This is a genomic window from Variovorax sp. EBFNA2, assembly GCF_033802765.1.
GTDB lineage: Bacteria > Pseudomonadota > Gammaproteobacteria > Burkholderiales > Burkholderiaceae_C > Variovorax > Variovorax paradoxus_H.
The window spans coordinates 577,880-600,931 of sequence record NZ_CP138496.1 but is presented as its reverse complement, the minus strand read 5'-3'; the positions used below and the strand labels follow the sequence as shown (position 1 = coordinate 600,931).

The 23,052-nt window shown below is 69.8% G+C and carries 22 protein-coding genes; 11 read left to right on the top strand and 11 right to left on the bottom strand.

Features of this window, described 5'->3' with window-relative positions; genetic code table 11:
- Positions 1-85 precede the first annotated feature (85 nt).
- From RZE79_RS02740 to RZE79_RS02730, 3 genes are all read right to left on the bottom strand, one after another.
- Complete coding sequence (locus tag RZE79_RS02740; protein WP_319358920.1) at positions 86-2,275, bottom strand: catalase; 2,190 nt, start codon at positions 2,273-2,275, stop codon at positions 86-88.
- Between the two features lie 31 nt (positions 2,276-2,306).
- A complete protein-coding gene (locus RZE79_RS02735; RefSeq protein WP_194274025.1) occupies positions 2,307-2,483 on the bottom strand; it encodes a hypothetical protein in 177 nt (58 codons plus the stop codon).
- A gap of 184 nt (positions 2,484-2,667) precedes the next feature.
- Positions 2,668-3,660 (bottom strand): succinylglutamate desuccinylase/aspartoacylase family protein, encoded by a 993-nt coding sequence (locus RZE79_RS02730; protein WP_319358919.1) that lies wholly within the window; start codon positions 3,658-3,660, stop codon positions 2,668-2,670.
- Between the two features lie 180 nt (positions 3,661-3,840).
- Between RZE79_RS02730 and RZE79_RS02725 the strand changes: the two genes are divergently transcribed.
- A complete protein-coding gene (locus tag RZE79_RS02725; protein ID WP_319358918.1) occupies positions 3,841-4,095 on the top strand; it encodes a hypothetical protein in 255 nt (84 codons plus the stop codon).
- On the opposite strand, the gene rpe is transcribed toward RZE79_RS02725, so the two are convergent.
- Positions 4,085-4,780: a ribulose-phosphate 3-epimerase gene (rpe, locus tag RZE79_RS02720; RefSeq protein ID WP_319358917.1), complete on the bottom strand. Its 696-nt coding sequence runs from the start codon at positions 4,778-4,780 to the stop codon at positions 4,085-4,087. The genes RZE79_RS02725 and rpe overlap by 11 nt on opposite strands.
- Positions 4,781-4,840: 60 nt before the next feature.
- Between rpe and apaG the strand changes: the two genes are divergently transcribed.
- The 4 genes from apaG to RZE79_RS02700 are packed head-to-tail and all read left to right on the top strand — an operon-like array spanning position 4,841 to position 9,733.
- Complete coding sequence (apaG, locus tag RZE79_RS02715; RefSeq protein ID WP_153280938.1) at positions 4,841-5,236, top strand: Co2+/Mg2+ efflux protein ApaG; 396 nt, start codon at positions 4,841-4,843, stop codon at positions 5,234-5,236.
- Positions 5,237-5,274: 38 nt separating this feature from the next.
- On the top strand, positions 5,275-7,248 hold the full coding sequence (locus RZE79_RS02710; RefSeq protein ID WP_319358916.1) for a site-specific recombinase: 1,974 nt from the start codon (positions 5,275-5,277) through the stop codon (positions 7,246-7,248).
- The gene (locus RZE79_RS02705) at positions 7,245-8,516 is read left to right on the top strand and encodes a cation:proton antiporter (protein ID WP_153280940.1); all 1,272 of its coding nucleotides are present in this window, start codon (positions 7,245-7,247) and stop codon (positions 8,514-8,516) included. The genes RZE79_RS02710 and RZE79_RS02705 overlap by 4 nt, the downstream gene beginning before the upstream one ends.
- Positions 8,513-9,733 (top strand): YbdK family carboxylate-amine ligase, encoded by a 1,221-nt coding sequence (locus RZE79_RS02700; RefSeq protein WP_319358915.1) that lies wholly within the window; start codon positions 8,513-8,515, stop codon positions 9,731-9,733. Before RZE79_RS02705 ends, RZE79_RS02700 begins: the two co-directional genes overlap by 4 nt.
- A gap of 18 nt (positions 9,734-9,751) precedes the next feature.
- Here the strand turns inward: RZE79_RS02700 and RZE79_RS02695 are convergent, their stop codons facing one another.
- Complete coding sequence (locus RZE79_RS02695; protein ID WP_319358914.1) at positions 9,752-10,741, bottom strand: helix-turn-helix domain-containing protein; 990 nt, start codon at positions 10,739-10,741, stop codon at positions 9,752-9,754.
- A 101-nt stretch (positions 10,742-10,842) separates the two neighbouring features.
- On the opposite strand from RZE79_RS02695, the gene RZE79_RS02690 reads away from it, so the two are divergent.
- A complete protein-coding gene (locus RZE79_RS02690; protein ID WP_319358913.1) occupies positions 10,843-11,472 on the top strand; it encodes an isochorismatase family protein in 630 nt (209 codons plus the stop codon).
- 13 nt (positions 11,473-11,485) lie between these two features.
- Here the strand turns inward: RZE79_RS02690 and RZE79_RS02685 are convergent, their stop codons facing one another.
- Both RZE79_RS02685 and RZE79_RS02680 read right to left on the bottom strand, forming a co-directional pair.
- Positions 11,486-12,271 (bottom strand): SGNH/GDSL hydrolase family protein, encoded by a 786-nt coding sequence (locus tag RZE79_RS02685; protein ID WP_319358912.1) that lies wholly within the window; start codon positions 12,269-12,271, stop codon positions 11,486-11,488.
- Positions 12,272-12,357: 86 nt separating this feature from the next.
- Positions 12,358-13,503, bottom strand: coding sequence for a helix-turn-helix transcriptional regulator (locus RZE79_RS02680; RefSeq protein WP_319358911.1), 1,146 nt, complete (start codon positions 13,501-13,503; stop codon positions 12,358-12,360).
- Positions 13,504-13,639: 136 nt separating this feature from the next.
- On the opposite strand from RZE79_RS02680, the gene thiL reads away from it, so the two are divergent.
- Positions 13,640-14,596 carry a thiamine-phosphate kinase gene (thiL, locus tag RZE79_RS02675; RefSeq protein WP_319358910.1) on the top strand — a complete coding sequence of 319 codons (957 nt, stop codon included), beginning with the start codon at positions 13,640-13,642 and terminating at the stop codon, positions 14,594-14,596.
- A 7-nt stretch (positions 14,597-14,603) separates the two neighbouring features.
- On the opposite strand, the gene RZE79_RS02670 is transcribed toward thiL, so the two are convergent.
- On the bottom strand, positions 14,604-15,269 hold the full coding sequence (locus RZE79_RS02670) for a DUF3053 family protein (protein WP_373696561.1): 666 nt from the start codon (positions 15,267-15,269) through the stop codon (positions 14,604-14,606).
- A gap of 123 nt (positions 15,270-15,392) precedes the next feature.
- Positions 15,393-16,292, bottom strand: a complete 900-nt coding sequence (locus RZE79_RS02665; protein ID WP_319358909.1) for a LysR family transcriptional regulator — start codon at positions 16,290-16,292, stop codon at positions 15,393-15,395.
- 99 nt (positions 16,293-16,391) lie between these two features.
- Between RZE79_RS02665 and RZE79_RS02660 the strand changes: the two genes are divergently transcribed.
- Together RZE79_RS02660 and RZE79_RS02655 are read left to right on the top strand one after the other, a co-directional pair.
- A complete protein-coding gene (locus tag RZE79_RS02660) occupies positions 16,392-17,402 on the top strand; it encodes a tripartite tricarboxylate transporter substrate binding protein (RefSeq protein ID WP_319358908.1) in 1,011 nt (336 codons plus the stop codon).
- Positions 17,403-17,425: 23 nt separating this feature from the next.
- Positions 17,426-19,138 carry an FAD-dependent oxidoreductase gene (locus RZE79_RS02655; protein ID WP_319358907.1) on the top strand — a complete coding sequence of 571 codons (1,713 nt, stop codon included), beginning with the start codon at positions 17,426-17,428 and terminating at the stop codon, positions 19,136-19,138.
- Here RZE79_RS02655 and RZE79_RS02650 read toward each other — a convergent pair.
- A complete protein-coding gene (locus tag RZE79_RS02650; RefSeq protein WP_319358906.1) occupies positions 19,135-20,601 on the bottom strand; it encodes an MFS transporter in 1,467 nt (488 codons plus the stop codon). The genes RZE79_RS02655 and RZE79_RS02650 overlap by 4 nt on opposite strands.
- A gap of 207 nt (positions 20,602-20,808) precedes the next feature.
- Here RZE79_RS02650 and RZE79_RS02645 point away from each other — a divergent pair, with 207 nt between their 5' ends.
- Together RZE79_RS02645 and RZE79_RS02640 are read left to right on the top strand one after the other, a co-directional pair.
- Positions 20,809-21,321, top strand: a complete 513-nt coding sequence (locus tag RZE79_RS02645; protein WP_319358905.1) for a phosphatidylglycerophosphatase A — start codon at positions 20,809-20,811, stop codon at positions 21,319-21,321.
- The gene (locus RZE79_RS02640) at positions 21,315-21,842 is read left to right on the top strand and encodes a CinA family protein (RefSeq protein WP_373696528.1); all 528 of its coding nucleotides are present in this window, start codon (positions 21,315-21,317) and stop codon (positions 21,840-21,842) included. The genes RZE79_RS02645 and RZE79_RS02640 overlap by 7 nt, the downstream gene beginning before the upstream one ends.
- 14 nt (positions 21,843-21,856) lie before the next feature.
- Here RZE79_RS02640 and RZE79_RS02635 read toward each other — a convergent pair whose 3' ends face one another.
- Positions 21,857-23,047, bottom strand: coding sequence for a twin-arginine translocation pathway signal protein (locus RZE79_RS02635; RefSeq protein WP_319358903.1), 1,191 nt, complete (start codon positions 23,045-23,047; stop codon positions 21,857-21,859).
- Positions 23,048-23,052: the final 5 nt, after the last annotated feature.

The window sequence follows — 23,052 nt, the reverse complement described above, 5'->3', positions numbered from 1 at the left end:
CACTCGGGTGACGGCCGCGTGGCGGCAGTCACCCGCGTGCTGTGAAGCGGAGGGGCCGGATCGGCTGGAACGCCGGGGCGTTCCTCTAGGCCGGCACGCTGTCGATGTTCAGCCGGTCCCAGTGCCGGTGCTTCGCAATCGCCGCAATGAAGTCGTGCGCGATCTGGGTCGCGGCAGTGGCATCGCCCAGGTTGGTGACAGGCGTCTCGGCCACCACCACGCCGGCCGGTGCCTCACCTTCAGGCGTGACGCCGAGCGACGCCAGCAACTGCACGCCCTCGCCCACCACGCAGATCGCCTTGCAATGCTTGTACGCCTCGAGCACGAAGTGCACGGCATCGCCCTGCGCCGCGAGCGCAGCCGCGCCCTCGGCACCCGCAGGCACGAGCACGGCGTCGAACATCACCGAGGCGGTGTTCGTGAAGGTCATGTCGATGTCGATCTGGCGCTTCGAGGCGCTGGCCACGGTGCCGAGCTTCGGGCCCACCACCTTGCACAGCGCGCCTGCCTGCTCCAGGGCATCGCGGATCGGTTTGAGCGAGGCCGAGTCGACGCCGTCGGCCACGAGGATCGCGACCTTGCGCGTGCGCACGACGCCGTCGGCGCTGCCGTCGCTCATGCGCAATGCAGGCGACTCGTCGATGGGCAGATCGATGCGGTGTTCGCGAAAGCCCGCGTAGCCCGCCGCCGCCTTGGCATCGGGCTCGCCGATACCCAGCGGCTCGGCCACGCGGCGCGCGAGTTTCTCGTCGACGTGCGCGAGGTTGTCGACCATGCGCTGGCGGATGGCGGGCACTTCGAGCTTCGAAAGTTCGAAGCGGAAGGCCGCAACGATGTGCTCCTTCTCGGCCATGCTCTGGCTGTTGAAGAACAGGCGCGCCTGCGTGAAGTGGTCGTCGAACGAGGGGCTGCGGCGCCGCACCTTGGGCGACACGACCTCGTCGGGAAAGGACTGGAAGCCGTGGCTGCCGCCGTCGACACGAAACTCGGTGCCGCTGCCCAGCGTGTTGGGCTCGTAGGCGACCTGGCCGCGCGCGATGGTCTGGCGGTGCATGCCGTCGCGCTGGAAGTTGTGGAACGGGCACACGCCCTTGTTGATCGGCAGCTCGTGGAAGTTGGCGCCGCCCAGCCGCGAGATCTGCGTGTCGGTGTAGCTGAACAGCCGGCCCTGCAGCAGCGGGTCGTTGCTGAAGTCGATGCCGGGCACGACGTGGCCGGGGTGAAACGCCACCTGCTCGGTCTCGGCAAAGAAGTTGTCGGGGTTGCGGTTGAGCACCAGCTTGCCGATGCGCTGCACGGGCACCATCTCTTCGGGGATCAGCTTGGTGGGGTCGAGCAGGTCGAAGCCGAGCGACTCGGCGCGGTCGGGCGCAATGAGCTGCACGCCGAGTTCCCACTCGGGGAAGTGACCCTGCTCGATGGCCTCCCACAGGTCGCGTCGGTGAAAGTCGGGGTCTTTGCCGGCGATCTTCTGCGCCTCGTCCCACACGAGGCCGTGCACGCCGAGCTTGGGCTTCCAGTGGAACTTCACGAAGTGGCTTTCGCCGCGCGCATTCACGAAGCGGAAGGTGTGGACACCGAAGCCTTCCATCATGCGAAGGCTGCGCGGAATGGCGCGGTCGCTCATGGCCCACATCAGCATGTGGGTGGTCTCCGGCATGAGCGAGGCGAAGTCCCAGAAGGTGTCGTGCGCGCTCGCGGCCTGCGGCATCTCGTGGTGCGGCTCGGGCTTCACGGCGTGGATGAGGTCGGGGAACTTCATCGCGTCCTGGATGAAGAACACGGGGATGTTGTTGCCCACGAGGTCGTAGTTGCCCTCGCGCGTGTAGAACTTGACGGCAAAGCCGCGCACATCGCGCACGGTGTCGGCCGAACCCCGCGAGCCGGCCACGGTCGAGAAGCGCACGAACACGGGCGTCCTTGTGTCCGGGTCCTGCAGGAAGTCGGCGCAGGTGTACTGCGACATCGACTGGTAGACCTGAAAGTAGCCGTGCGCCGCCGAGCCGCGCGCATGCACGGCGCGCTCGGGAATGCGCTCGTGATCGAAGTGCGTGATCTTCTCGCGCAGGATGAAGTCTTCGAGCAGCGTCGGCCCGCGCACGCCCGCCTTGAGCGAGTTGTGGTTGTCGGGGATCTGCAGGCCCTGGTTGGTCGTCAGGTGCGTGGGGTGCTCGGCGGTGAAACCGTCGAGCTGCAGCTGCTTGGCGTTGGCGCCGTCACCGGTCTTGGCGGTGCTGGCGCGGCGACCCGCGGCGGCCTTGTTCTGGGGAGACATCGGGGTTCTGGGCACGTCGTGTCGCCCTCTCTCAGCTGGCTTCGTTGTTGCTGTTGCTGCTGCCGCTGCCGCTGCTGCCGATGAAGATGTCCAGGACATTCACCACGGCGATGAGGCCGATGCAGCCGGTCACGGCCGCGACGGCCCAGACCAGGATTTCATCGCCCCACGTGCCCATGAGCGTGTCGAACAGTGTCGAGAATTCCATGATGTGTTCCCTCGGAGAAAGTGATCGCGTCGACCGGCGCGCCCGACGCTCGGGGGAGCCCGGGTCGGTTGGCCAGCAAAAGAGCTTAGGTTCGGCGCGGCCGCGCCCCCGTAGTGGGCGCCCCTCCCCGTCTGTGGGAGAAGGTGGGCGTCCCCGGTAGGAGGGCGCCGACAGCGCCGAGGCTTCAGAGGCCCGGGTCGAGCACGCGGTCGCTGGGCCGCGCGAAGTAGAACCACTCGGCGCCGGGCAGCGCCACGGCATTGGGGAACACGATGAAGCCGTCTTCGGGTGCGCTGACCAGTGTGCCGTCGTGCCGCATGCCGACGGGTTCGCCGCGCTGCACGGGGTCGAAGGTGGCCCAGTCGCGCACGAAGCTGTCGTCTTCGTGCAGGCGGTCGGTCACGCTCGCCAGGCGCAGCAACCGGGGCGGCTGCGCAGGCGCGCCCGACAGGCCCGGCGGCAGCGCCGCCATGCCCAGCAGCGCGAGCGTGCGGCGGATGGCCGCCCACGCCACCTGCGGCGCCTGCGGGTCCTGGTGCTGGCCGCATTCGAGCGTGACGCCGTAGCCGCCGCAGCTGCGGATGTATTCGTTGGTGCCGCGGCCGAAGTCGATGGCGGCCTCGTCGACTGACGCGCCGCGCTGTGCGAGGCCCGCGGCGTAGATGTCGAGCCAGCCCTCGACGACGATGGGCGTGCCGATGTGCAGCGCGAGCCGGCCTTCTTCCTGCGCATGCGCAAAGGGTTCGAGCGGGCCGCTGTTGTCGCGCGGGCCGATCATCGCGAAGGCCTCGCCCTCGCTCTGGAAGGAGTGCAGGTCGAGCAGCACGTCGTGCCGCGCGATGACGGGCGCCAGCCGGTTGGTGATGCGGGCTTCGTAGTCGGCGGGCGTGTCGCTCGGGCGGAACAGGCGGTTGAGGTTGCGCTGGCCCTCGCGCTGCAGGCGGCGCCGCGCGAGCGGGTTGGCGACGGGCACGAGCGTGAGCTCGCCGCGCAACAGGCGCAGGGCGCCGCTGTCGAACTCGGCCAGCACGCGCGCGATGCCCTCGGTGCCGCAGGTCTCGTCGCCATGCACGCCGCCGATCACGAGCAGGCGCGGGCCGGGGTTCAGCGACGCGAACGTGTGCAGGCGCAGGCTGTCGGTGGCGGTCGCGGCGTCGTCGAAAAGGGCGGTGGGCATCGGGCGATTATGCGGAGGCGCCTGTGGCCGCGCAAAAGGCAAGGCCCGGGGATGCGGCGGGCGCGCAGCGCGAACCTACAGCCGCGCCCCCGCCTGTCCTACCGCCCGGCGGCGGGGCGCCGCGCAAGCTGGCGGCAGACCCGAACGTTGATTGAAGAAAGAACCTCGAAGGAGCACACGATGGCCCAGCCGCGCAAGGACACGAAGGACGCAGACAAGGACACCGCGGGGGGCGACACGCGCGTCGAAAAGGACGGTGAATCGGCGCCGCGCCTGCCGCACGAGCGCGACCAGTCGTCGGACAGCCAGGCGATGCAGGACGGCCAGCCGCCCGAAAAGGGCCGGCGCGGTTATGAAGACGTGGAACGCGGCGTGGTCGACACCGACCGCGGGCTGACGCCCGAGCGCACGCCCGACGGCAAGGTCAGACCTTGACGGTGGCCAGCTGCTGGCGCATGTCGCCGATCACGGCGCCGTAGTCCTTGGCATTGAAGATCGCGCTGCCCGCCACGAAGGTGTCGGCGCCGGCCGAGGCCACGCGCGCGATGTTGTCGGCCTTGATGCCGCCGTCCACTTCCAGGCGGATGTCGCGCCCGCTCTGCTCGATGCGCTTGCGCGCCTGCTCGATCTTGCGCAGCGCCGAGTCGATGAAGCTCTGGCCGCCGAAGCCGGGGTTGACGCTCATGATGAGGATGAGGTCGATGTCGTCGATGGCCCAGTCCAGCGCCTCCAGGCCCAGCCCCGGGTTGAACACCAGCCCTGGCTTGCAGCCCGCGGCCCGGATGGCCTGGATGCTGCGGTGCGTGTGGGGCGATGCGTCGGGGTGGAAACTGATGTAGTCAGCGCCCGCTTGCGCAAAAGACGCGGCCAGCGCGTCGACCGGCTGCACCATCAGGTGCACGTCGATCGGCACGGGCGTGCCGTCGGCGGTCTTGGCGTAGGGCTTGAGGGCCTGGCAGATCATGGGGCCGAAGGTCAGGTTCGGCACGTAATGGTTGTCCATCACGTCGAAGTGGATCCAGTCGGCACCGGCCGCGATCACGTCGGTCAGTTCCTGGCCGAGGTGCGCGAAGTCGGCGGAAAGAATGGAGGGCGCAATGCGGAACGGGGTGCTGCTCATAACCCCGGATTCTCGCAGCCGACGGAAATCCGAGGAAAGGCCTCCGTTACCATGCGCCCCATGTCACACAGCCCCTTCAGCGTACAGGTCGAACCGCGATACCTGGCCGACCAGTCCTCGCCCAAGGACAACGTCTACACCTTCTCCTACACGATCACCATCTCCAATGTGGGCACGGTGGGCGCGCAATTGATCGCGCGCCACTGGCTCATCAACGACGCCTCGGGCCATCCGCAGGAGGTCAAGGGCCTCGGCGTGATCGGCCAGCAGCCGCTGCTGGCGCCCGGCGAATCGTTCCGCTACACCAGCGGCTGCCGCCTGCAAGCGGCCAGCGGCACGATGCACGGCAGCTTCTTCGTGGTGACCGAAGAGGGCGAGCGCTTCGACGTGCCGGTTCCCATGTTCGTGCTTGAAGCCGACATTGGCGGCACGCCCGTCTCGCGCGTATTGCACTGAGCGCCCCGCTCTTCTCTTCCTTTTCTCTTCCGCTCCCCATGGCTGCCGCATCGCGCGACTTGCAGGGGCTGCTTGCCGGCCTCGACCCCACGGCCGATGTGGCGCAGCGCCACATCTGGCTCATCAATCTCTTCGACTGGCTGCGCGGCGACCGCGCCTCGCCGCAGGCGGCCATCGGCCGCGTGCAGCTGCTGCTCGACGCCGTCGAGGCGCGGCCCGAGCTGTGCGAACGGCTGCGCGCCTGGTGGCGCGCGTTCACGCAGTCGGTCGACCTCACGGCGCTGCTGGCCGACTACGGCTTTGCGCCGCGCACCGCGTTCCTCAGCGAATTCGGCGAGCGCATGCGCCGCAAGATCCTGCCGGGCACGCCCGAGACCACCGACGCCTCGGACCTGTTCCGGCTGGTGCTGCCGGGCGTGTTCGACGCCGGCTGGATCGCGCTGCTCGACGACACCCAGCTCGCACGCATCGGCGCCCTGCTCTCCGACGCCGCGCCCGCCCACGACGGCTCGCCGCGCTGGCGCCACACGGTGATGGACGCGGTCACCTACTGCTGCAGCCAGGTGGTGGCGACGGGTTTCTCGCCCGAGCTGCGGCTGCGCATCAGCCCCGAAGCGGGCGAGGCGCGTCCTTTTCATGCGCTCATGTCCGACCTCGACGCGCTGCGCGAGCAGATGTTTGCGCAGCCGCGCCATGAAGACGCCCTGCAGGCGGCCTTCGTGGCTTTTCGCGACCGGCTCGACGCCTGCCGCTCCAGCGCTTCGTCGGTCTACACGCACCTGGAAGACAACGGCATCTCGGTCGGCCTGGTGTTCCGGCTGCGCCAGCTGCGCGAGCGCGTGCTGCGCATCCGCGAGCTGCTCGACTGCCTGATCTCGCCCGTGCCCGGGCCGAGCATGGCGCGGCTGGTCGGCAAGCTGGTGCTGGCGGGCGGCGAGCGCAACAGCATCCGCGCGCTGATCGCCTCCAACTCGTCGATGCTCGCGGCCAAGGTGACCGAGCGCAGCGCCGAGACCGGCGAGCACTACATCACGCGCGACCGCCGCAGCTACCTGCAGATGGTGAAAAAAGCCGCCGGCGGCGGCGCGTTCACGGCGCTGACGGTGCTGGCCAAGTTCGGCATCTATGCGCTGGCCCTGTCGGCCTTCTGGAGCGGGCTGGCCTCGGGCCTCATGTATGCGGCCAGCTTTGTCGCGATCCAGCTGCTGCACCTCACGCTGGCCACCAAGCAGCCCGCGATGACCGCGCCCGCCATGGCGGCGCGGCTGCGCGACATCAAGTCGGACGGGGCCGTGGACCAGTTCGTCGACGAAGTGGCCAACCTCGTGCGCTCGCAGGTGGCGGCCGTGCTGGGCAACGTGCTGCTGGTGGTGCCGGCGGTGGGCCTGCTGGTGCTCGGCTACCAGGCCGCGCTGGGCCGGCCGCTGCTCGACGCGGCCCATGCCGCGGCCACGCTGAACGGTCTGTCGCTGCTGGGACCGACCGTTCTTTTTGCGGCATTCACCGGCATCCTGCTGTTTTCGTCCAGCATCATCGCCGGATGGACAGAAAACGCCTTTGTCCTGCATCGCCTGGACTCCGCCATGCGTTACAACCCTCGCATCGGCGCCTTTCTCGGTGCCGCCCGGGCCCGTCGCTGGGCCGCCTTCATGCGCACACACATCTCAGGCTTCGCCTCCAACATCTCGCTGGGACTCATGCTCGGACTGCTGCCTGCGTTCGCGGGCTTCTTCGGGCTCGGGCTGGATGTGCGCCATGTCACGCTGTCGGCCGGCCAGATTGCGGCCGCGGCAGCATCCATCGGGCTGCCGGCACTGCACCAGCCGGCCCTGTGGTGGGCGGTTGCGGCGATCCCGGTGATCGGCGCGCTCAATGTGAGCGTGAGTTTTTATTTCGCTTTCCGGCTGGCGCTGCGCGCGCACAGCGTGAGCCTCGGTGACCGCGCCCGCATCCGCAGCGCGATCTGGGCCCGCTGGCGCAGCCGGCCGGTGAGCTTTTTCCTGCCTACATGAACCTGACCGAATTCATCGCCGAACTCCAGGGCTTCTGGGCCGAATGGGCACGCCCCTCGGCCGGCCTGCCCACCGTGCTCTGGGCCCTTCTGGTGGCCGTTGCCGCCGCCTCCGGCCACCTGGTGCAGCGCTACCTGGGGATGCCGAAGGTCATCGGCTATTCGGTAGTGGGCGCGGTGGTGGGTTTTGCGGGCTTCGAGGGCGCGATCTGGCCGCTGCGCGGCATCAGCCTGTTCCTGCTGGAACTCGGCGCGGCCGTGGTGCTGTTCGAGGCCGGGGGGCGGTTGCCGCTGCGCTGGTTCCGCCACAACCCGATGGTGCTGGTGCAGAGCCTGCTCGAAGCAAGCCTGACCTACTTCGGCGTGTACTGGATCCTGATTCTGTTGGGCCTGCCCGATCCGGTGGCCAACCCCATCGCGCTGATGGCGATCGTCGCCTCGCCCGCCGTGCTCAGCCGCGTGATCATGGACACCCGCGCCGCCGGCCCGGTGACCGAGCGCGCCATGACGCTGGCCACGCTCAACACCTTCTACGCGCTCACGCTGGGCTACGCGCAGGCCGGCCTGATCGAGCGCGCGCCGCAGTCGCTGATGCAAAAGCTCTACCCGGTGGCGGTGGTGCTCGGCATGTCGTTCGTGGTCGGCGCGATCATGGCGCTGGCATTGCGTTCAGCGCTGCGCGTGATGAGCCCGAGCAGCGAGAACACCTCGATCCTGCTGCTGGCGATCATCGCGGCGGGCGCGGCGCTCACGGCCCACATCGGCGGCTCGGCGCCGCTGGCGGCGCTCATCGGCGGCGTGCTGCTCAAGACGCTCAACCCCAAGCCCTGGGCCTGGCAGCGCCAGCTCGGCACCGCCTCGTCGCTGCTGACCATGCTGATGTTCGTGCTGGTGTCGATGGTGGCGGCGCAGGCCGACTGGACCTTGCCCGTGGCCAGCGTCGTGCTGGCCGTGATCGGCGTGCGCCTGGTCACCAAGATCTCGGGCGTGGCCATTGCCAACCCGGGCAGCGGCGCCAGCTGGAAGCAGGCCTTCTGGGTCGGCTGCGCGATGACGCCGCTGTCGTCGATCGCCCTGCTGATCGCCTCCAATTTCGCATCGGCCTCGCCGCTGTTGGGCACCATGATCACGCAGGTCGCCCTGCCCTCGATTCTGCTGATGGAAGTGATGGGCGCCGTGCTCGCCACCGTGGCGATCCACGCCGTGGGTGAGAGCTCGGTCCCCTGGACGCCGCAGGCCTTCAGCACCACGGAAGACACGCAGCGATGAGCAGCCACAGCAACCCCACCTCCGTCCTCCCGATCGATCCGGACAGCGACGACGTGCGCTCCGCGCCGCTGCCCGCCGACCCGGCGAGCCGCGCCGTCAAGCTCGAGCCCTTCAACAAGTCGGAGGCGCTGTCGCTCGGCGTGGAGCTCGAGCTGCAGCTCGTGAACACGCACGACTACGACCTCGCGCCGTATGCCGAAGACATGCTGCGCCTGATGGCGCAGACGCCGCTGCCCGGCAGCGTGGTGCCCGAGATGACGTCGAGCATGATCGAGATCTCGACCGACATCTGCCATTCGGCACAGGACGTGATCACGCAGCTGTCGCCGATCCGCGAGGCGCTGATCAAGAACGCCGACAAGCTCAACATCGCGGTGGTCGGCGGCGGCACGCATGCCTTCCAGCAGTGGCACGAACGGCGCATCTACGACAAGCCGCGCTTTCGCGAGCTGTCGGAGCTGTACGGCTACCTGAGCAAGCAGTTCACCATCTTCGGCCAGCACGTGCACATCGGCTGCCCCGACGCCGACTCGGCGTTGTTGATGCTGCACCGCATGTCGCGCTACATCCCGCACTTCATTGCGCTGTCGGCCTCGTCGCCGTTCGTGCAGGGGCAGGACACGCAGTTCGACTCGGCACGGCTGAACTCGGTGTTCGCGTTTCCGCTCTCGGGCCGCGCGCCCTTCACCACGAGCTGGAAGGAATTCGAGGCCTACTTCGAGCGCATGACCCGCACCGGCGTCGTGCGCAGCATGAAAGACTTCTACTGGGACATCCGTCCCAAGCCCGAGTTCGGCACCATCGAGATCCGCGTGTTCGACACGCCGCTCACCATCGAGCGCGCCGCCGCGCTCGCGGGCTACGTGCAGTCGCTGGCCGCATGGTTCCTGCAGGAGCAGCCCTTCGAGCCGTGCGAGGACGACTACCTCGTCTACACCTACAACCGTTTCCAGGCCTGTCGCTTCGGGCTCGATGCGGTGTATGTCGACCCGGCCAGCGGCCAGCACATGCCGCTGCGCGACCACATCCTGATGACCATGACCCAGCTCGAGTGGCACAGCGAGGCGCTCAACGCCACGCAGGCGCTGGGCGAGCTGCGCACCAGCGTCGAAGCCAACCGCAACGATGCGCGCTGGCTGCGCGAGAAGCAGGGCAAGGAACGGCTGCTGGCGGAAGTGGTGCGGCAAGCCTCGCTGCGCTTTCGCGGCGCGGCCTGAGCTTCCACACGCAGTCGCTCAGGCCGCCACGGCCTCCTGCGAGAACTGCCGCCGGTACGCCGTGGGCGACACCTTGAACGCCGTGGCGAAGTGCTTGCGCAGCAGCACCGCCGAGCCGAAACCCGCATCGGCCGCCACGCGCTCCACCGAGCGGTCCGTCGTCTCGAGCAGCCGCTGCGCCAGCGCCAGGCGCTGGTTCTGCAGCCACTGGCCGACCGTCGTGCCCGTCGATTCGCGGAAGCGCCGCGTGAAGGTGCGCCGGCTCATCAGCGCGCGATTGGCGAGCTCGTCGAGTTCGTGCGGCGTCTGCAGATGCCGTCCCAGCCATTCGAGCAGCGGCGTGAGCCGGTCGCGTTCGACCGCCGCCGGCATGGGCTGCTGGATGTACTGCGCCTGGCCACCCTGCCGGTGCGGCGCGACGACCATGCGCCGCGCGGCGCGGTTGGCGGTGTCGGCGCCATAGCGCACGCGCAGCAGGTGCAGGCAGCAGTCGATGCCCGCGGCCGTGCCCGCCGAGGTGAGCACGTTGCCGTCGTCCACGTACAGCACCTCGGGCTGCAGCACGACCTGCGGATACTGTTTGGCAAACGCCGCAGCCAGGTGCCAGTGCGTGGTGGCGGGCCGCCCGTCGAGCAGGCCGGCCTCGGCCAGCACGAAAGCGCCCAGGCACAGCCCGACCACGGTGGCGCCACGGCGGTGCGCCGCCTGCAGCGCACGGATCAACGCGGGCGGCGCGGGCCGGCCGTCGTCGCGCCATGACGGCACCACCACGATCTGCGCGCGGCGGATCGCCTCCAGACCGTGCGGCACCCCGAGCGTGAAGCCCGCGTTGGTGGCGAGCGGCCCGGGCTCGGGGGCGCAGACCTGCACGCGAAAGCGCGGCGCGCCGGTGTCGGTGCGGTCTTCGCCGAACACCATGCAGGGCACGGAGAGGTGGAAGGGGCTGATGCCGTCGAAGGCCACGACGGCGATGGTTTCTACGGCAGCCTTGGTGGTGGTCGAGCGCATGGCCCGATCTTATCGATGAATGGCTTTCGGGCCACTGTCGCGAAATCCGCCGTGCGCGAAGAATCGAGCCGTTCCACACACAAACACCGAAGGAGATACCCATGAGCCAATCCGCACCGCGCCGCGCCCTCGTCGTCATCGACGTGCAGAACGAATACTTCGAAGGCGGCGGCCTGCCGATCGAATACCCGCCGGTCGAGAGCTCGCTGCCGAAGATCGCGCAGGCCATGGACGCGGCCCGCGCGGCCGGCGTGCCGGTGGTGGTGGTGCAGCACCACGCACCCAAGGGCGCGCCGGTCTTCCAGGCCGACCACTTCCACGGCCAGCTGCATCCCGAGATCGCCAAGCGCCCGCGCGACCACCTGGTCACCAAGGCCTTCCCGAGCGTCTTCACCGGCACCGACTTCGCCGACTGGCTCGCGCGCCACGAGATCGACACGCTGAGCGTGACCGGCTACATGACGCAGAACTGCGACGCCTCCACCGTGTTCGAAGCCATGCACCGCGGACTGAACGTGGAGTTCCTGTCGGACGCCACCGGCGCGCTGCCTTACGAGAATGCGGCCGGCCGCGTGAGCGCCGAGGAAATCCACCGCGTCTTCAGCGTCGTGTTCCACAGCAACTTCGCCGCCGTGACGGCGACCGACGCGTGGGTTGCTGCGCTGAAGAGCGGCACGGCGATCGAGAAGGACAACGTGGTCATGTCCAACCGCCGCGCGCGCGGCGTCTGACCCTCGCCGGAGGTCAGGCCAGGTTCAGCGGCTGCAGCACCGGCTTCCAGCGCTCCACCGCGATCTTCTTGAAGCCGCGCCCGTTGGGGTGCAGCTCGTTGGCCCAGTCGGTCGGGCCCAGCGTGCCGCGGCTGTCCACCACGTGCAGATGCTGCGGGTCGCCCTTGGCGATGTTCTGCAGCATGCCGTGGAAGCCGTCGATGAGGTGGTCGACGCAGGGCTTGAACAGCTCGGGCGCCACGCCCGCGTCGACCAGCGCCGGGCGCAGCCAGCCTTCGCGCCCGAACAGCGCCTCGCCGGTGGGCGGGGCGTAGTCGTAGCTGTGCATGACGATGTGGCAATCGACACTCGTGCGGGTGTAGATGAGGCCGATGAGCGCGCGGTACTGCTCGTCCATCTCGACCAGGAACTGGTCGAAGCCGCCCGTGCCGTTGCGAAAACACTGCGCGGCCAGCGTCTCGGCGGAGCAGTCGGTCTTGAGCAGCGGGCGCAGGTCGTTGAAGCCCGCGAAGTCGTTGCCACCGCCGCTGATGAACACCGCCGACAGCGTGGAGCCGTACAGGCGCAAGGACTCGCGCACGGCGTTGCGGTACTTGCCATCGACGTAGTCGTGCGTTTGCGCGCCGTTCATGCCCTTGGCCAGAATCACGTGGCCGCGCGCGCCGACCACGTCGCCCAGGTAGTTCAGCAGGCAGCCGCCGGGCAGCGGGTACCAGAACCACGAGTCGCCGAACGCGAGGATCGTCGCGGTGCCGTGCGGGCCCATCTGCATCCTGGTCTCGTCCCAGTAGACAGCCATGGCGAACTCCTCGTTGTCGGTGTATCGGGCGCCATGGTTCTCGCAAGCGCCGCGCGGCGCCATCCCTCGTTCGCGGTAGACCCTGCTCAGCCGCCCAGCCGCAGCGACTGCACCAGCAACACCAGCTCGGCCTGCCGGTGGCAGTCGGTCTTGCGCATCACGTTGCGCAGGTGGCTGCGCGCCGTGTGCTCGGAGCAGTGCTGCGCGGCGGCGAAGTCCTTCACGGTCTTGCCGCTCGCGATGAGCAGCGCAAGCCGCGCCTCGGTCGGACTCAGGCCCAGCAGGCTTTCCATCTGCCGCGGGTCGGTGGCGGCGGCCTCGGCCGGATGGGCAAAGACCACGAGCGCGCGGTGGCGCTGGCGCAGCACGGCCAGCGGGTGCGAGGGCTTCAGCGGCAGCACCGTGATGCGGACCACGCCGCCGGCCACGGGCAGGTGCAGCACGCCGGCCCGCGCACCGTCGGACGCGGCGCAGGCCTCGCGCACCCGCTGTTCGAAGGCTGACTGCAACGCCGGCGACGCGAGCCGCAGGCGCCCCTGCGCGCTGTCGAACAGGCCGCCGCGGCCTGCGCTCGCTGTCGCGCGGGCGTTCAGGTGGTCGATGCGGCAGGCCTCGTCGAGCACGGCGATGCCTTGCGGCAGCGCGTCGAGTGCCGACAGCCCCGTGGCCGCGTGCTCGCTCAGCTGTGCCATGCGGGCGCGCAGCTCGCTGGCGCGCACGAGGTGCGGCGACAGGCGCCGGCAGAAGGCCTCGCTCTCGGGGCCGTAGGGCGCTTCGGCCCGGGGGCGGATGAAGCCGAGCACTTCGCGCGTGTCGTCGTCGGCGCGCAGCCCCATAGCCAGCGTGTGGCGCAGGCCGAGCGGTGCGAGCCAGTCGACATAGATCGGGCTGCGCGACAGCGCGCGTGCGCCGAAGTAGGCGTGGTCGGTCACCGGTGTGCCCAGCGGGGCCTTCACCGGCATCTGCATACGGATGTCGTCGCGCGCATGGTGCTGCTCGTACTCGCGCACCTTGTCGGGCGGGCTCTCCAGGTTGGCAAGCCCCGCGCCCACCACCGAGCAGTCGGTGCGCCGCACGGTGAGCGTGTGGAAGCAGGCGGCGCCGAGGGTTTCGCGCATGGCATCGAGGGCGTCGTACCAGTCGCCGGGACAGGTGATCCCGTCGTACAGCAGGGCAACGACCCGGTCGATGTCTGCTTCTGCGGACACGCCGCCCTGCACGATGGCTGTCATGACGAACTCCCCCTGTTTGGACTTTTGATGTATCCGTTTGCAGCACGGTATTACAAAATGCTTCAGGTGTCAGCCCCCATTTCCCGTGGGCGCCGCGACGAGCGGTCCCGCGCCAGGTCGTTATGCTCTCGCACCCATGGGTGAATTCGACCTGATCACACGCTATTTCAAACGTCCCGCCACGCGCTCGCCGCTGGGCGTGGGCGACGACTGCGCCTTGCTCGCGCCGGCCGCGGGCATGCAGCTCGCCGTGTCCTCCGACATGCTGGTGGAGGGGCGGCACTTCCTCTCGACCGTGGAGCCGGCCCGGCTCGGCCACAAGGCACTGGCCGTGAACCTCAGCGACCTGGCCGCCTGCGGCGCGAAGCCGCTGGCGTTCACGCTCGCGCTGGCACTGCCCGGCGTGGACGAGCCCTGGCTCGAAGGTTTTTCGCGCGGCCTGTTCGCGCTGGCCGACGCGCATGGCTGCGAACTCGTGGGCGGCGACACCACGCGCGGCCCGCTCAACATCTGCATCACCGTGTTCGGCGAAGTGCCGGCCGGCGCCGCGCTGCTGCGCTCGGGCGCGCGCGCGGGCGACGACCTGTGGGTGAGCGGCTCGCTCGGCGATGCGCGGCTGGCGCTCGAGGTGTTCCGCGGCACGCTGAGCCTGCCTGCCGAGGCGTTCGCACAAGCGCGTGCACGCATGGAACAACCCACGCCCCGCGTGGCGCTGGGCCAGGCGCTGCGTGGCATCGCCACGTCGGCGGTGGACGTGAGCGACGGCCTGATCGGCGACCTGGGCCACATCCTCGCGTCGAGCCGCGTGGGCGCCACGCTCGACGCCGATGCGGCCACCGCGCTGATCGCGGTCGCCTCGGCCGGCCTGCCCGCCGAGGCGCGGCGCACCTGCGCGCTCTCGGGCGGCGACGACTACGAGCTGGTGTTCACTGCACCCGCCTCGGCCCGCGATGCGGTTCTGCAGGCCGGCGTGAACAGCGCCACGCGCGTGACGCGCATCGGCCGCATCGAAGCGGATGCGGGGCTGCGCATCGTCGATGCGGGCGGCGCGCCGGTGTCACAGCGCTTCGGCTCGTTCGATCACTTCGTCTGAGGTCGGGTCAGGAGCCGCGCATCACCGCGCGCATCTTGTCCTGCGCGGCGTTGATGGCAGCCGACTGTTTGCCCAGTTGCTGCGCCATCTTGTTGAGCTCCGCTGCCACCGCCGGATCGGTCACGGTGAGCGTGGCGCCGGAGACCTGAAGCTTCGACTTGTTCTTCTCCATGAAATCGGCGATGGCCAACGCACTGTCGAAGACGGCGTCGACCGGAGGGAACACCTCCTTGAACGTGGTCGCCGGCGTGGTCACGGTCTTCTCGAAGGCCTTGGCATAGACCTGCTTCAGGTCGTCGGGCTGCTTGAGTTGCGCGCGCGCCGCGTCGGCCTTGGCCAACTGCTGGTCGAGCGCGGTGCGCAGGCCGCCCAGGCCCTCCTTGGCGGCCTTGAGATCGTCACGGCGTGCCGGCAGGTCGGCCATCGAGCGCAGCGCGCCCTTGGCCATGATCTGCGTCATCGGCTTGCTCACCGACTGGTTCATGCCTTCGTTGAAATCGGTGATCACCGCGTAGTGCTGCGCGTAGTCGCCGAACGATGTTTTTTCTTCGGCGGTGGGCGTGGGCACGCGCAGGCCGGGCTTGTCGAGCACACGGGACTGCAAGAAGGTGATGAAGGCGGTGCGCTGCTCGGCCTCCTTGTTGCCGCAGGCGACGAGCAGCATCGACAGCATCAGGCCGAGTGCAAGGCTCGGCCATGCAAAAGAGAAACGGGATCGGGTTGTTGTTGTCATGAGGGCCTGCTTTCGCGCGAAGAAAAAATGGTCAGCCAGCATACGGCCGCCGCGCCTTCACGGCTACTGCACGCTCTGCTTCAACGCCTCGATGAACGCGCGCGCCGCCGCCGACAGCGAATGGCCGCGCTTGGTGACGATGGAAATGTCGCGCGCCACGCGCGGCGCACTGAGCACCTTCACCACGAGCACCGGGTTCTTCTCGGCGCGCGCAAAAGCCGACGGCATGATCGACGCGCCCATGCCCGCCGCCGTCATCCACAGCGCGGTGGACAGGAACGACACCTCGTTCATGACGTCGAGCGTCACACCGGCGTCTGCCGCCGTGCCGTCGATGAGCGGACGCACGCCGTAGCCGGGGCGCACGGTGATGACGGGGTGGCGCCCCAGGTCCGACCAGCGCACCACGCGCGCCTTGGCCAGCGGGTGGTCGGTGCGGCACACCACGGCGAGGTGGTCGCGCAGGAGGCGCTGCACCTCGACCTCGGGGCCGGGCCGCTCGGGCGTGCCGATGCCGAAGTCGACGTGCTCACCGAGGATGCGCGACAGGAACTGGTCGGGCGCGCAGTCGTTCACCAGCACGCGAACTTTCGGGTGCTGCTCGCCGAAGGCGCGCAGCGCATCGGGCAATAAAAACCCTGCCAGCGTGGGCGTGATGGCCAGCGTCACGCGGCCGCGTTCCAGCGTGGCGAGTTCGCGGAAATCGGCCGAGAGCGAATCGACGTCGCGCAGCACGCGCTCGACCGTGGAAATCATCTGCTCGGCCGCCGACGTGGGCTTGAGCGCACGCGTGGTGCGGTCGAACAGTCGGGTGCCCAGGCCCTCTTCGAGCTGGCGGATCAGCATGCTCACGGCCGACTGCGTGACGAACAGCCGCGTGGCCGCGGCGCCGAGCTTGCGCAGCTGGTAGACCGCGAGGAACGCACGCAGCTGGCGCATCGTAGGACTGAAGTTCGTATTCATCAGAAAATTTGAAAAATCATTCGGAATTTCTTGATTTACGAATGAATCCTGCCATCGTTCAATCTCCCATCAAAGCACCGGATTCAAGGAGAGGCCCGAATGACAGCACCCATCGCCCGTGGCTTGCGCGCATCTCAGAGGCGATGGCTGTGGGCTGCGGCCGGTGCGTTGCTGGCAAGCACCGCCTTCGCGCAAGTTCCCGCCGGCGATGCCTTCCCTTCCAAGCCGATCCGCATGGTCGTGACCTTCCCGCCCGGCGGCAGCGCCGATGGCGTGGTGCGCATGCTGGTGCCGCGGCTGAACGAGAAGCTGGGCCAGCAGGTGGTGGTCGACAACCGCCCCGGCGCGGGCGGCAACGTGGGGCTGACGCTGGTCGCCAAGGCGCCGGGCGACGGCTACACGCTGGGCGTGGGCGCGGCGGGCGCGCTGGCGGCCAACGTGAGCCTGTACCCGCAGATGCCTTTCGATCCGCAGAAAGACCTCAAGCCCGTGGGCATGCTGGCGGCCATTCCCTTCGTGCTGGTCGGCCATCCGTCGGTGGCCGCGAAGACGCAGCGCGAACTCATCGCGCTGGCCAAGGCGAAGCCGGGCACGCTGTCGATCGGCCATGGCGGCAACGGCACGGCCATGCACCTGTCGGCGGCGCTGTTCAACCAGATGGCCGGCACGCGGCTGGTCGAGGTGCCGTACCGCGGCTCGGGCCCGGCGGCGCTCGACGTGCTCGGCGGGCAGATTCCGCTCGCGGTGGTCGACCTGCCGTCGTCGCTGCAGCAGATCCGCGCCGGCAAGCTGATCGCCTTTGCCGTGACCAGCCCGCAGCGCCTGCCGATGCTGCCCGAGGTGCCGACCGTGGCCGAGGCCGGCCTGCCGGGCTACGACTCGACCGGCTGGTTCGGCGTGGTCGCGCCGGCCGGCACGCCCGCGCCGGTGGTGGCGCGGCTCAATGCCGAGATCAACGCCGCGCTCGGCGACGAACAGGTGAAGACTGCCATGCGTGCGCTCGGTGTGGAGCCCGCGCCGGGCTCGGTCGAGGCCTTCGACAGCTACATCCGCGCCGAGACGAAGAAGTGGGCCCAGGTGATCCAGGACGCCCACATCAAGCTCGACTGAACGACAGACAAGCCCACAGAGACATGACGACGACTGCCGACACCTCGATGCAAGCCGACGTGCTGATCGTCGGCGCCGGCCCCGTGGGCCTCACGCTGGCGATGGACCTGGCCTCGCGCGGCGTGCGCGTGATCCTGTGCGAGACGCGCCGCTTTGCCGAGCCGCCGAACGTGAAGTGCAACCACGTGGCCTCGCGCACCATGGAGCAGTTCCGCCGCCTGGGCGTGGCGCAGCAGCTGCGCGATGCGGGGCTGCCGGCCGACCATCCGAACGACGTGGTGTTCCGCACCTCGGTGACGGGCACCGAGCTCACGCGCATTCCGATTCCGTGCCGGCGCGACCGCTACACCGAGACCGAGGGCCCCGATGCGTGGTGGCCCACGCCGGAGCCGCCGCACCGCATCAACCAGATCTACCTCGAGCCGATTCTGCTGAAGCACACGGCCGCGCTGCCGGGCGTGACGCTGCTCAACCGCACGCAGTTCGAGCGCTTCACGCAAGACGCCGACGGCGTGAGCGCCCTCGCCACCGACATGGACAGCGGCGCCACGCGCAGCATCCGCTGCCGCTACATGGTCGGCTGCGACGGCGGCAGCTCGCCGGTGCGCAAGCAGATCGGCGCGAAGCTGGAAGGCACGGCCGTCATCCAGCGCGTGCAGTCGACCTTCATTCGCGCGCCGCAGCTGCGCGCGCTGATTCCAGGCAAGCCCGCGTGGTCGTACTACGCGATGAACCCGCGCCGCTGCGGCACGATGTTCGCCATCGATGGCCACGAAACCTGGCTGGTGCACAACCACCTGAACGCCGAAGAGCCCGAGTTCGATTCGGTCGACCGCGACACCTCGATCCGCGAGATCCTGGGCGTGGGCCCCGACTTCCCCTACGACATCATCAGCAAGGAAGACTGGATCGGCCGGCGCCTCGTGGCGACGCGCTTTCGCGAAGGCCGCGTGTTCCTCGCGGGCGACGCCGCGCACCTGTGGGTGCCCTACGCGGGCTATGGCATGAACGCCGGCATTGCCGACGCGCTCAACCTCTCGTGGCTGCTGGGCGCCTGCGTGCAGGGCTGGGCCGACGAGGCCATCCTCGATGCCTACGAGGCCGAGCGGCTGCCGATCACCGAGCAGGTGTCGCAATTCGCGATGGACCATGCGCAAAAAATGATCCGCGCGCGCCGCGCCGTGCCGCCCGACATCGAAGCGCCCGGCCCCGCAGGCGACGCACAGCGCGCTGAAATCGGCCGCGAAGCCTACGCGCTCAACGTGCAGCAGTTCTGCTGCGGCGGGCTCAACTTCGGCTACTTCTACACCGGCTCGCCGATCATCGTGCCCGACGGCGAGCACCGCGCGCCGCCGTACTCGATGGGCGAGTTCACGCCCTCCACCGTGCCCGGCTGCCGCGCACCGCACTTCTGGCTGGCCGACGGGCGCTCGCTGTACGACGCCTTCGGCCCGGGCTACACGCTGCTGCGCTTCGACCGCAGCGTGGACGTGCGCCCGCTGGAACGCGCCGCCGCCGCGTACCGCATGCCGCTCACGGTGCTCGACATCGAGACCGCGAGCCTGCCCAAGGCCTATGCGCACCGGCTCGTCATGTGCCGCGCCGACCAGCACATCGCGTGGCGCGGCGCGCACCTGCCGGCGGATGTGTATGACCTCGTCGCCACCTTGCGCGGCGAATCGCGGCGCGAGCGTGGACGCCGCCGCGCGCTCGCCTGGGAAGGCGTGCTGGCTTAGCGCTGACGCCGCGCCACTGCGCGCGATGCCAGCCAAGCGGCGATGGCAGGTGCCAGCGCGAAAGTCGCGAATAACCAGATCGCAGCCGAGCGCGCACCGGCGACACCGCCCGGCACCGTGAGCCCCGCCGCATTCGCCACCAGCCCCGCCACGGCCGCACCGACGGCCATGCCGTAGAGCTGCACGGTGGTGATCGACGCCGAGGCCAAGCCTTCTTCGCCGCGCGGCGCCAGCGCCATCACGCGCGTCAGCAGATGCGGCCAGCCGATGCCCACGCCGAAGCCGACGGCGGCCAGCGCGACGGCCACGAGCGTGGTCTCGATGCTCGCGCCGAGCGCCCCCGGCGTCGGCAGCAGCCACGCGAGCGCCAGCAGGCCTGCCGTGCAGACCACCGGCCCGGCGCGCAGCATGCGGTCGGCGCGCGCGCCATGGCGGCCCGACGAGAGCAGCGAACCGATGCTCCAGCCGCCCGCCATCGCCGCCGTGAGGTAGCCCGCCATGAGCGGCGTGTGGCCGTGCAGCAGCTGCAAGAAGTAGGGCACGAAGATCTCGGTGGTGGTGCCGATGAGCAGCAGCGCCACGCTCGCGTAGATGGCGCCCAGCGGCGTGCCGAGCGCATAGGCGCCGGTCGGCAGCAGGCGCACGGCGCCGGCGCGGCGGTCGATGCGCGTGGCGGCGAAACCGATGGCCAGGCCCAGCACCACGCCGACGGCCTGCCCCGCAAGGCCGGGCCAGAAACCGCTGGCCGCAATCACCAGCACCGACAGCGCCAGCAGCGCGATCTGCGGCGCCGGCACGCGCGGCATCTGCACCGGTCGGTCGTGCCGGATGCCGGCCGCGGGCGACAGCTGCACCGTCACCAGCAAGGCCTGCCCCGCGGCCACCGGCAGCAGCGCCCAGAAGGCCCAGCGCCAATGGCCGGCCTGCGCGAACAGCCCGCCCACGGCCGGCCCGCACAGCGTGGCCACGCCCCACATGCCCGACACCAGCGCCACCGCGCGCGGCCAGAGCCGGGGTTCGAACACGCGCTGGATCAGCCCGTAGCTCAGTGCCCCCAGCAGGCCGCCGCCCAGGCCCTGCACCGTGCGGCCCGTGAGCAGCCACGGCATGGCCGGCGCCAGCGCGCAGCCGACCGAGCCGGCGGTGAACACGGCCAGCGCCACGAGGCAGGCACCGCGCGGCCCGCGCGCGGCCAGCAGCCGCACCGAGAGCGTGGCGCCGAGGATCGAGCCGACCACGAACAAGGTCGTGCTCCAGGCGTACCAGTCGAGCCCGCCGATCTCGCGCACCACCGAGGGCAGCACGGTGGTCACGATGTGGACGTTGACCGCGTGCAGCGCGACGCCGCCGGTCAGCGCCAGCGCGCGCCAGCCGTTGCGCCCGCTGAACAGGTCGCGCCACGCGGCAGTGGGTGGCGGCGCGCCAACGGCGGCAGCGTCGAGAGAGGATGAGGAAGACGACATGGGAACGAAGGAGAACGCAAAAGGAGCCTGGATACTAGGCGGCGCCCCTCAATTAAACAAGCTATTGCTTTGATAAATAGAAACTTCGGCATGCAGGCGTCGCACGGGATGCGCGACACTTCGAAACCGATGCACGCCGCCTCTTCTTCCTCTGCTTCTTCCTCGATGGATTCCTCTCCCGCCACCGGCGCCCTGCCCCGTCCCCCGATGCGTCGCCCCACCCTGCACTTCCTGCGCTCGCATCCTGCGCACTTCATCGCGCTGGGCTTCGGCTCAGGGTTGTCGCCCTTTGCGCCCGGCACCGTGGGCACGCTGTGGGCGTGGGCCGCCTTCGTGGTGATGCAGCTGTGGTTCACGCCCGCGACCATCGGCTGGATCATTCTGGCCGGCCTGCCGATCGGCTGGTGGGCCTGCACGGTGGCCGCGCGGAACATGAACGTGTCCGACCCCGGCGCCATCGTGTGGGACGAAATCGTCGCCTTCTGGCTCGTGCTCTGGCTGGTGACGCCGGCCGGCCTGTGGGCGCAGGTCGCGGCCTTCGCGCTGTTCCGTTATTTCGATGCCGCCAAGCCCGGGCCCGTGGGCTGGGCCGACGCCGTCTTCAAGCCGCGCGACCCCGCGCGCGTGCAGTGGTGGCGCGCCGGCTTCGGCATTCTTCTGGACGACCTGGTGGCGGCCTTCTGCACGCTGCTGGTCATTGCGCTGTGGCGCGCATGGTGAACCCGATGGAACCCTCCGCTTCCTCTTCATTGGCCGAACAGGACACCCCCGCGCTCGTCGCGACGCTGGCCGAGCGGCTGCAGGCGCGGGGCTGGATGATGGCCACCGCCGAAAGCTGCACCGGCGGCCTGATCGCCGGCGCCTGCACCGACCTCGCGGGCTCCAGCGCATGGTTCGAGCGCGGCTTCGTCACGTATTCGAACGCCGCCAAGATCGAGATGCTCGGCGTGGACGCCGCGCTCATCGGCGCCCACGGCGCCGTCAGCGAGCCCGTGGCACGCGCGATGGCCGAGGGCGCCATTGCCCGCGGCGCGCCGGCGCGCGCGGCCGTCGCCGTGACCGGCGTGGCCGGCCCCACAGGCGGCTCGCCCGACAAGCCGGTGGGCACCGTGTGGTTCGGCTGGTCGGTCGACGGGCAGGTGCGCACCGAGCGCCGCCGCTTCGACGGCGACCGCGCCACGGTGCGCGCGGCCACGGTGCACTACGCGCTGCAGACGCTGATCCAGCTGCTGCCGCGCTGACACGCCCAGGCTGTTCAAGCCTGCATGAAATCGCCGACCGGCCGGCGCGGCGCAGGCGGCACCGGCCCGGTCGGAAAGCCCAGGCGGCACATCATCTGCACGGTCGGGCTGCGCGCATGGCGCGACGGCGCGTCGCCGATCAGCATGTCGTGCGCCGCCGCGTAGTGCGGCGCCATCTCCGGAAATTCTTCGAGCGGCTGGCTCATGGGCTGCATGCCCAGGCCCAAGTCGGTGGCGCGCAGCTGCTGGCGCACATAGGCGCGGCCCGCGGCGATCTGCTCGCTGCGGCTGTTGCCGCCGGTGCTGATCCAGACGAAGCCCATCGCCGTGTGGGCCTGGTCCTCGAACATCCGCAGCGTCTGCCGGAACGACAGGCTGTCTTCGGCGGCCGGCACCTCGCGGTCGAAGCGCCCCAGCGCAACGGCCAGGCGCAGCGCCGGGTCGTTGAGCGACACGCCGTCGCGGTGCGCCAGGATTTCCTGCGGCCCGATGCGCAGCATGCGCAGGTTCTCGCGTGCGGTGTGGGGCGTGGCCAGTTCCACGTGCGCCGCGGCCGCACAGAGCTTGCGCAGCGGCAGCACGCGGGCCATGTCGACCGTGCCGGCAGACTGCACACCCGCGCCGGCACTCGAGGCCACGGCCGCGGTGAGCCCCTGCAGCATGTCGGCCGACACCGTGCGGCCGGTGTCGAAGCGCTGCTTGGGCGTGCGCCGCCGCAGCACCTGCGCGAACAGCGGATCGGGCGTGCCGCCGCGCGACAGCGTGAGGCGCGCCACCGGCAGGTCGGGCCACTGCGGCGGTTCGCCCGCCGGTTCGCCCTGCGGCCACAGCTGCACGCGTGCCTGCACGCCCTGCTGGGCCAGTGCCATCACCAGCAGCTCGATGAACGCGCCGTGGCCGATCATGAGCTGGCGCCCGAACGGATCGGTGGCGGGCTGCACGCGCGCGCGGTCGGTGTACAGCACGATGGCCCCGGGCTCGCGCAGGTCGACCCGCCAGGGCTGGCCGTTGTAGGCCGTGGGCGCCGTGACGGCATAGGCGATGGCGCGCTTGCGCACATCGGGCTCGTCGCCCGGGCCGTTCCAGATCTCGAAGGCGGCAGCCGGCACGTCGGCATGAAGCCACCAGGTCGCCAGGGCCGTCGCGCCCGCCGCCACCGCGAGGCCGCCTCCCAGCAGGCGCACGAAATTTCTGCGTTCTCTCATGGGCT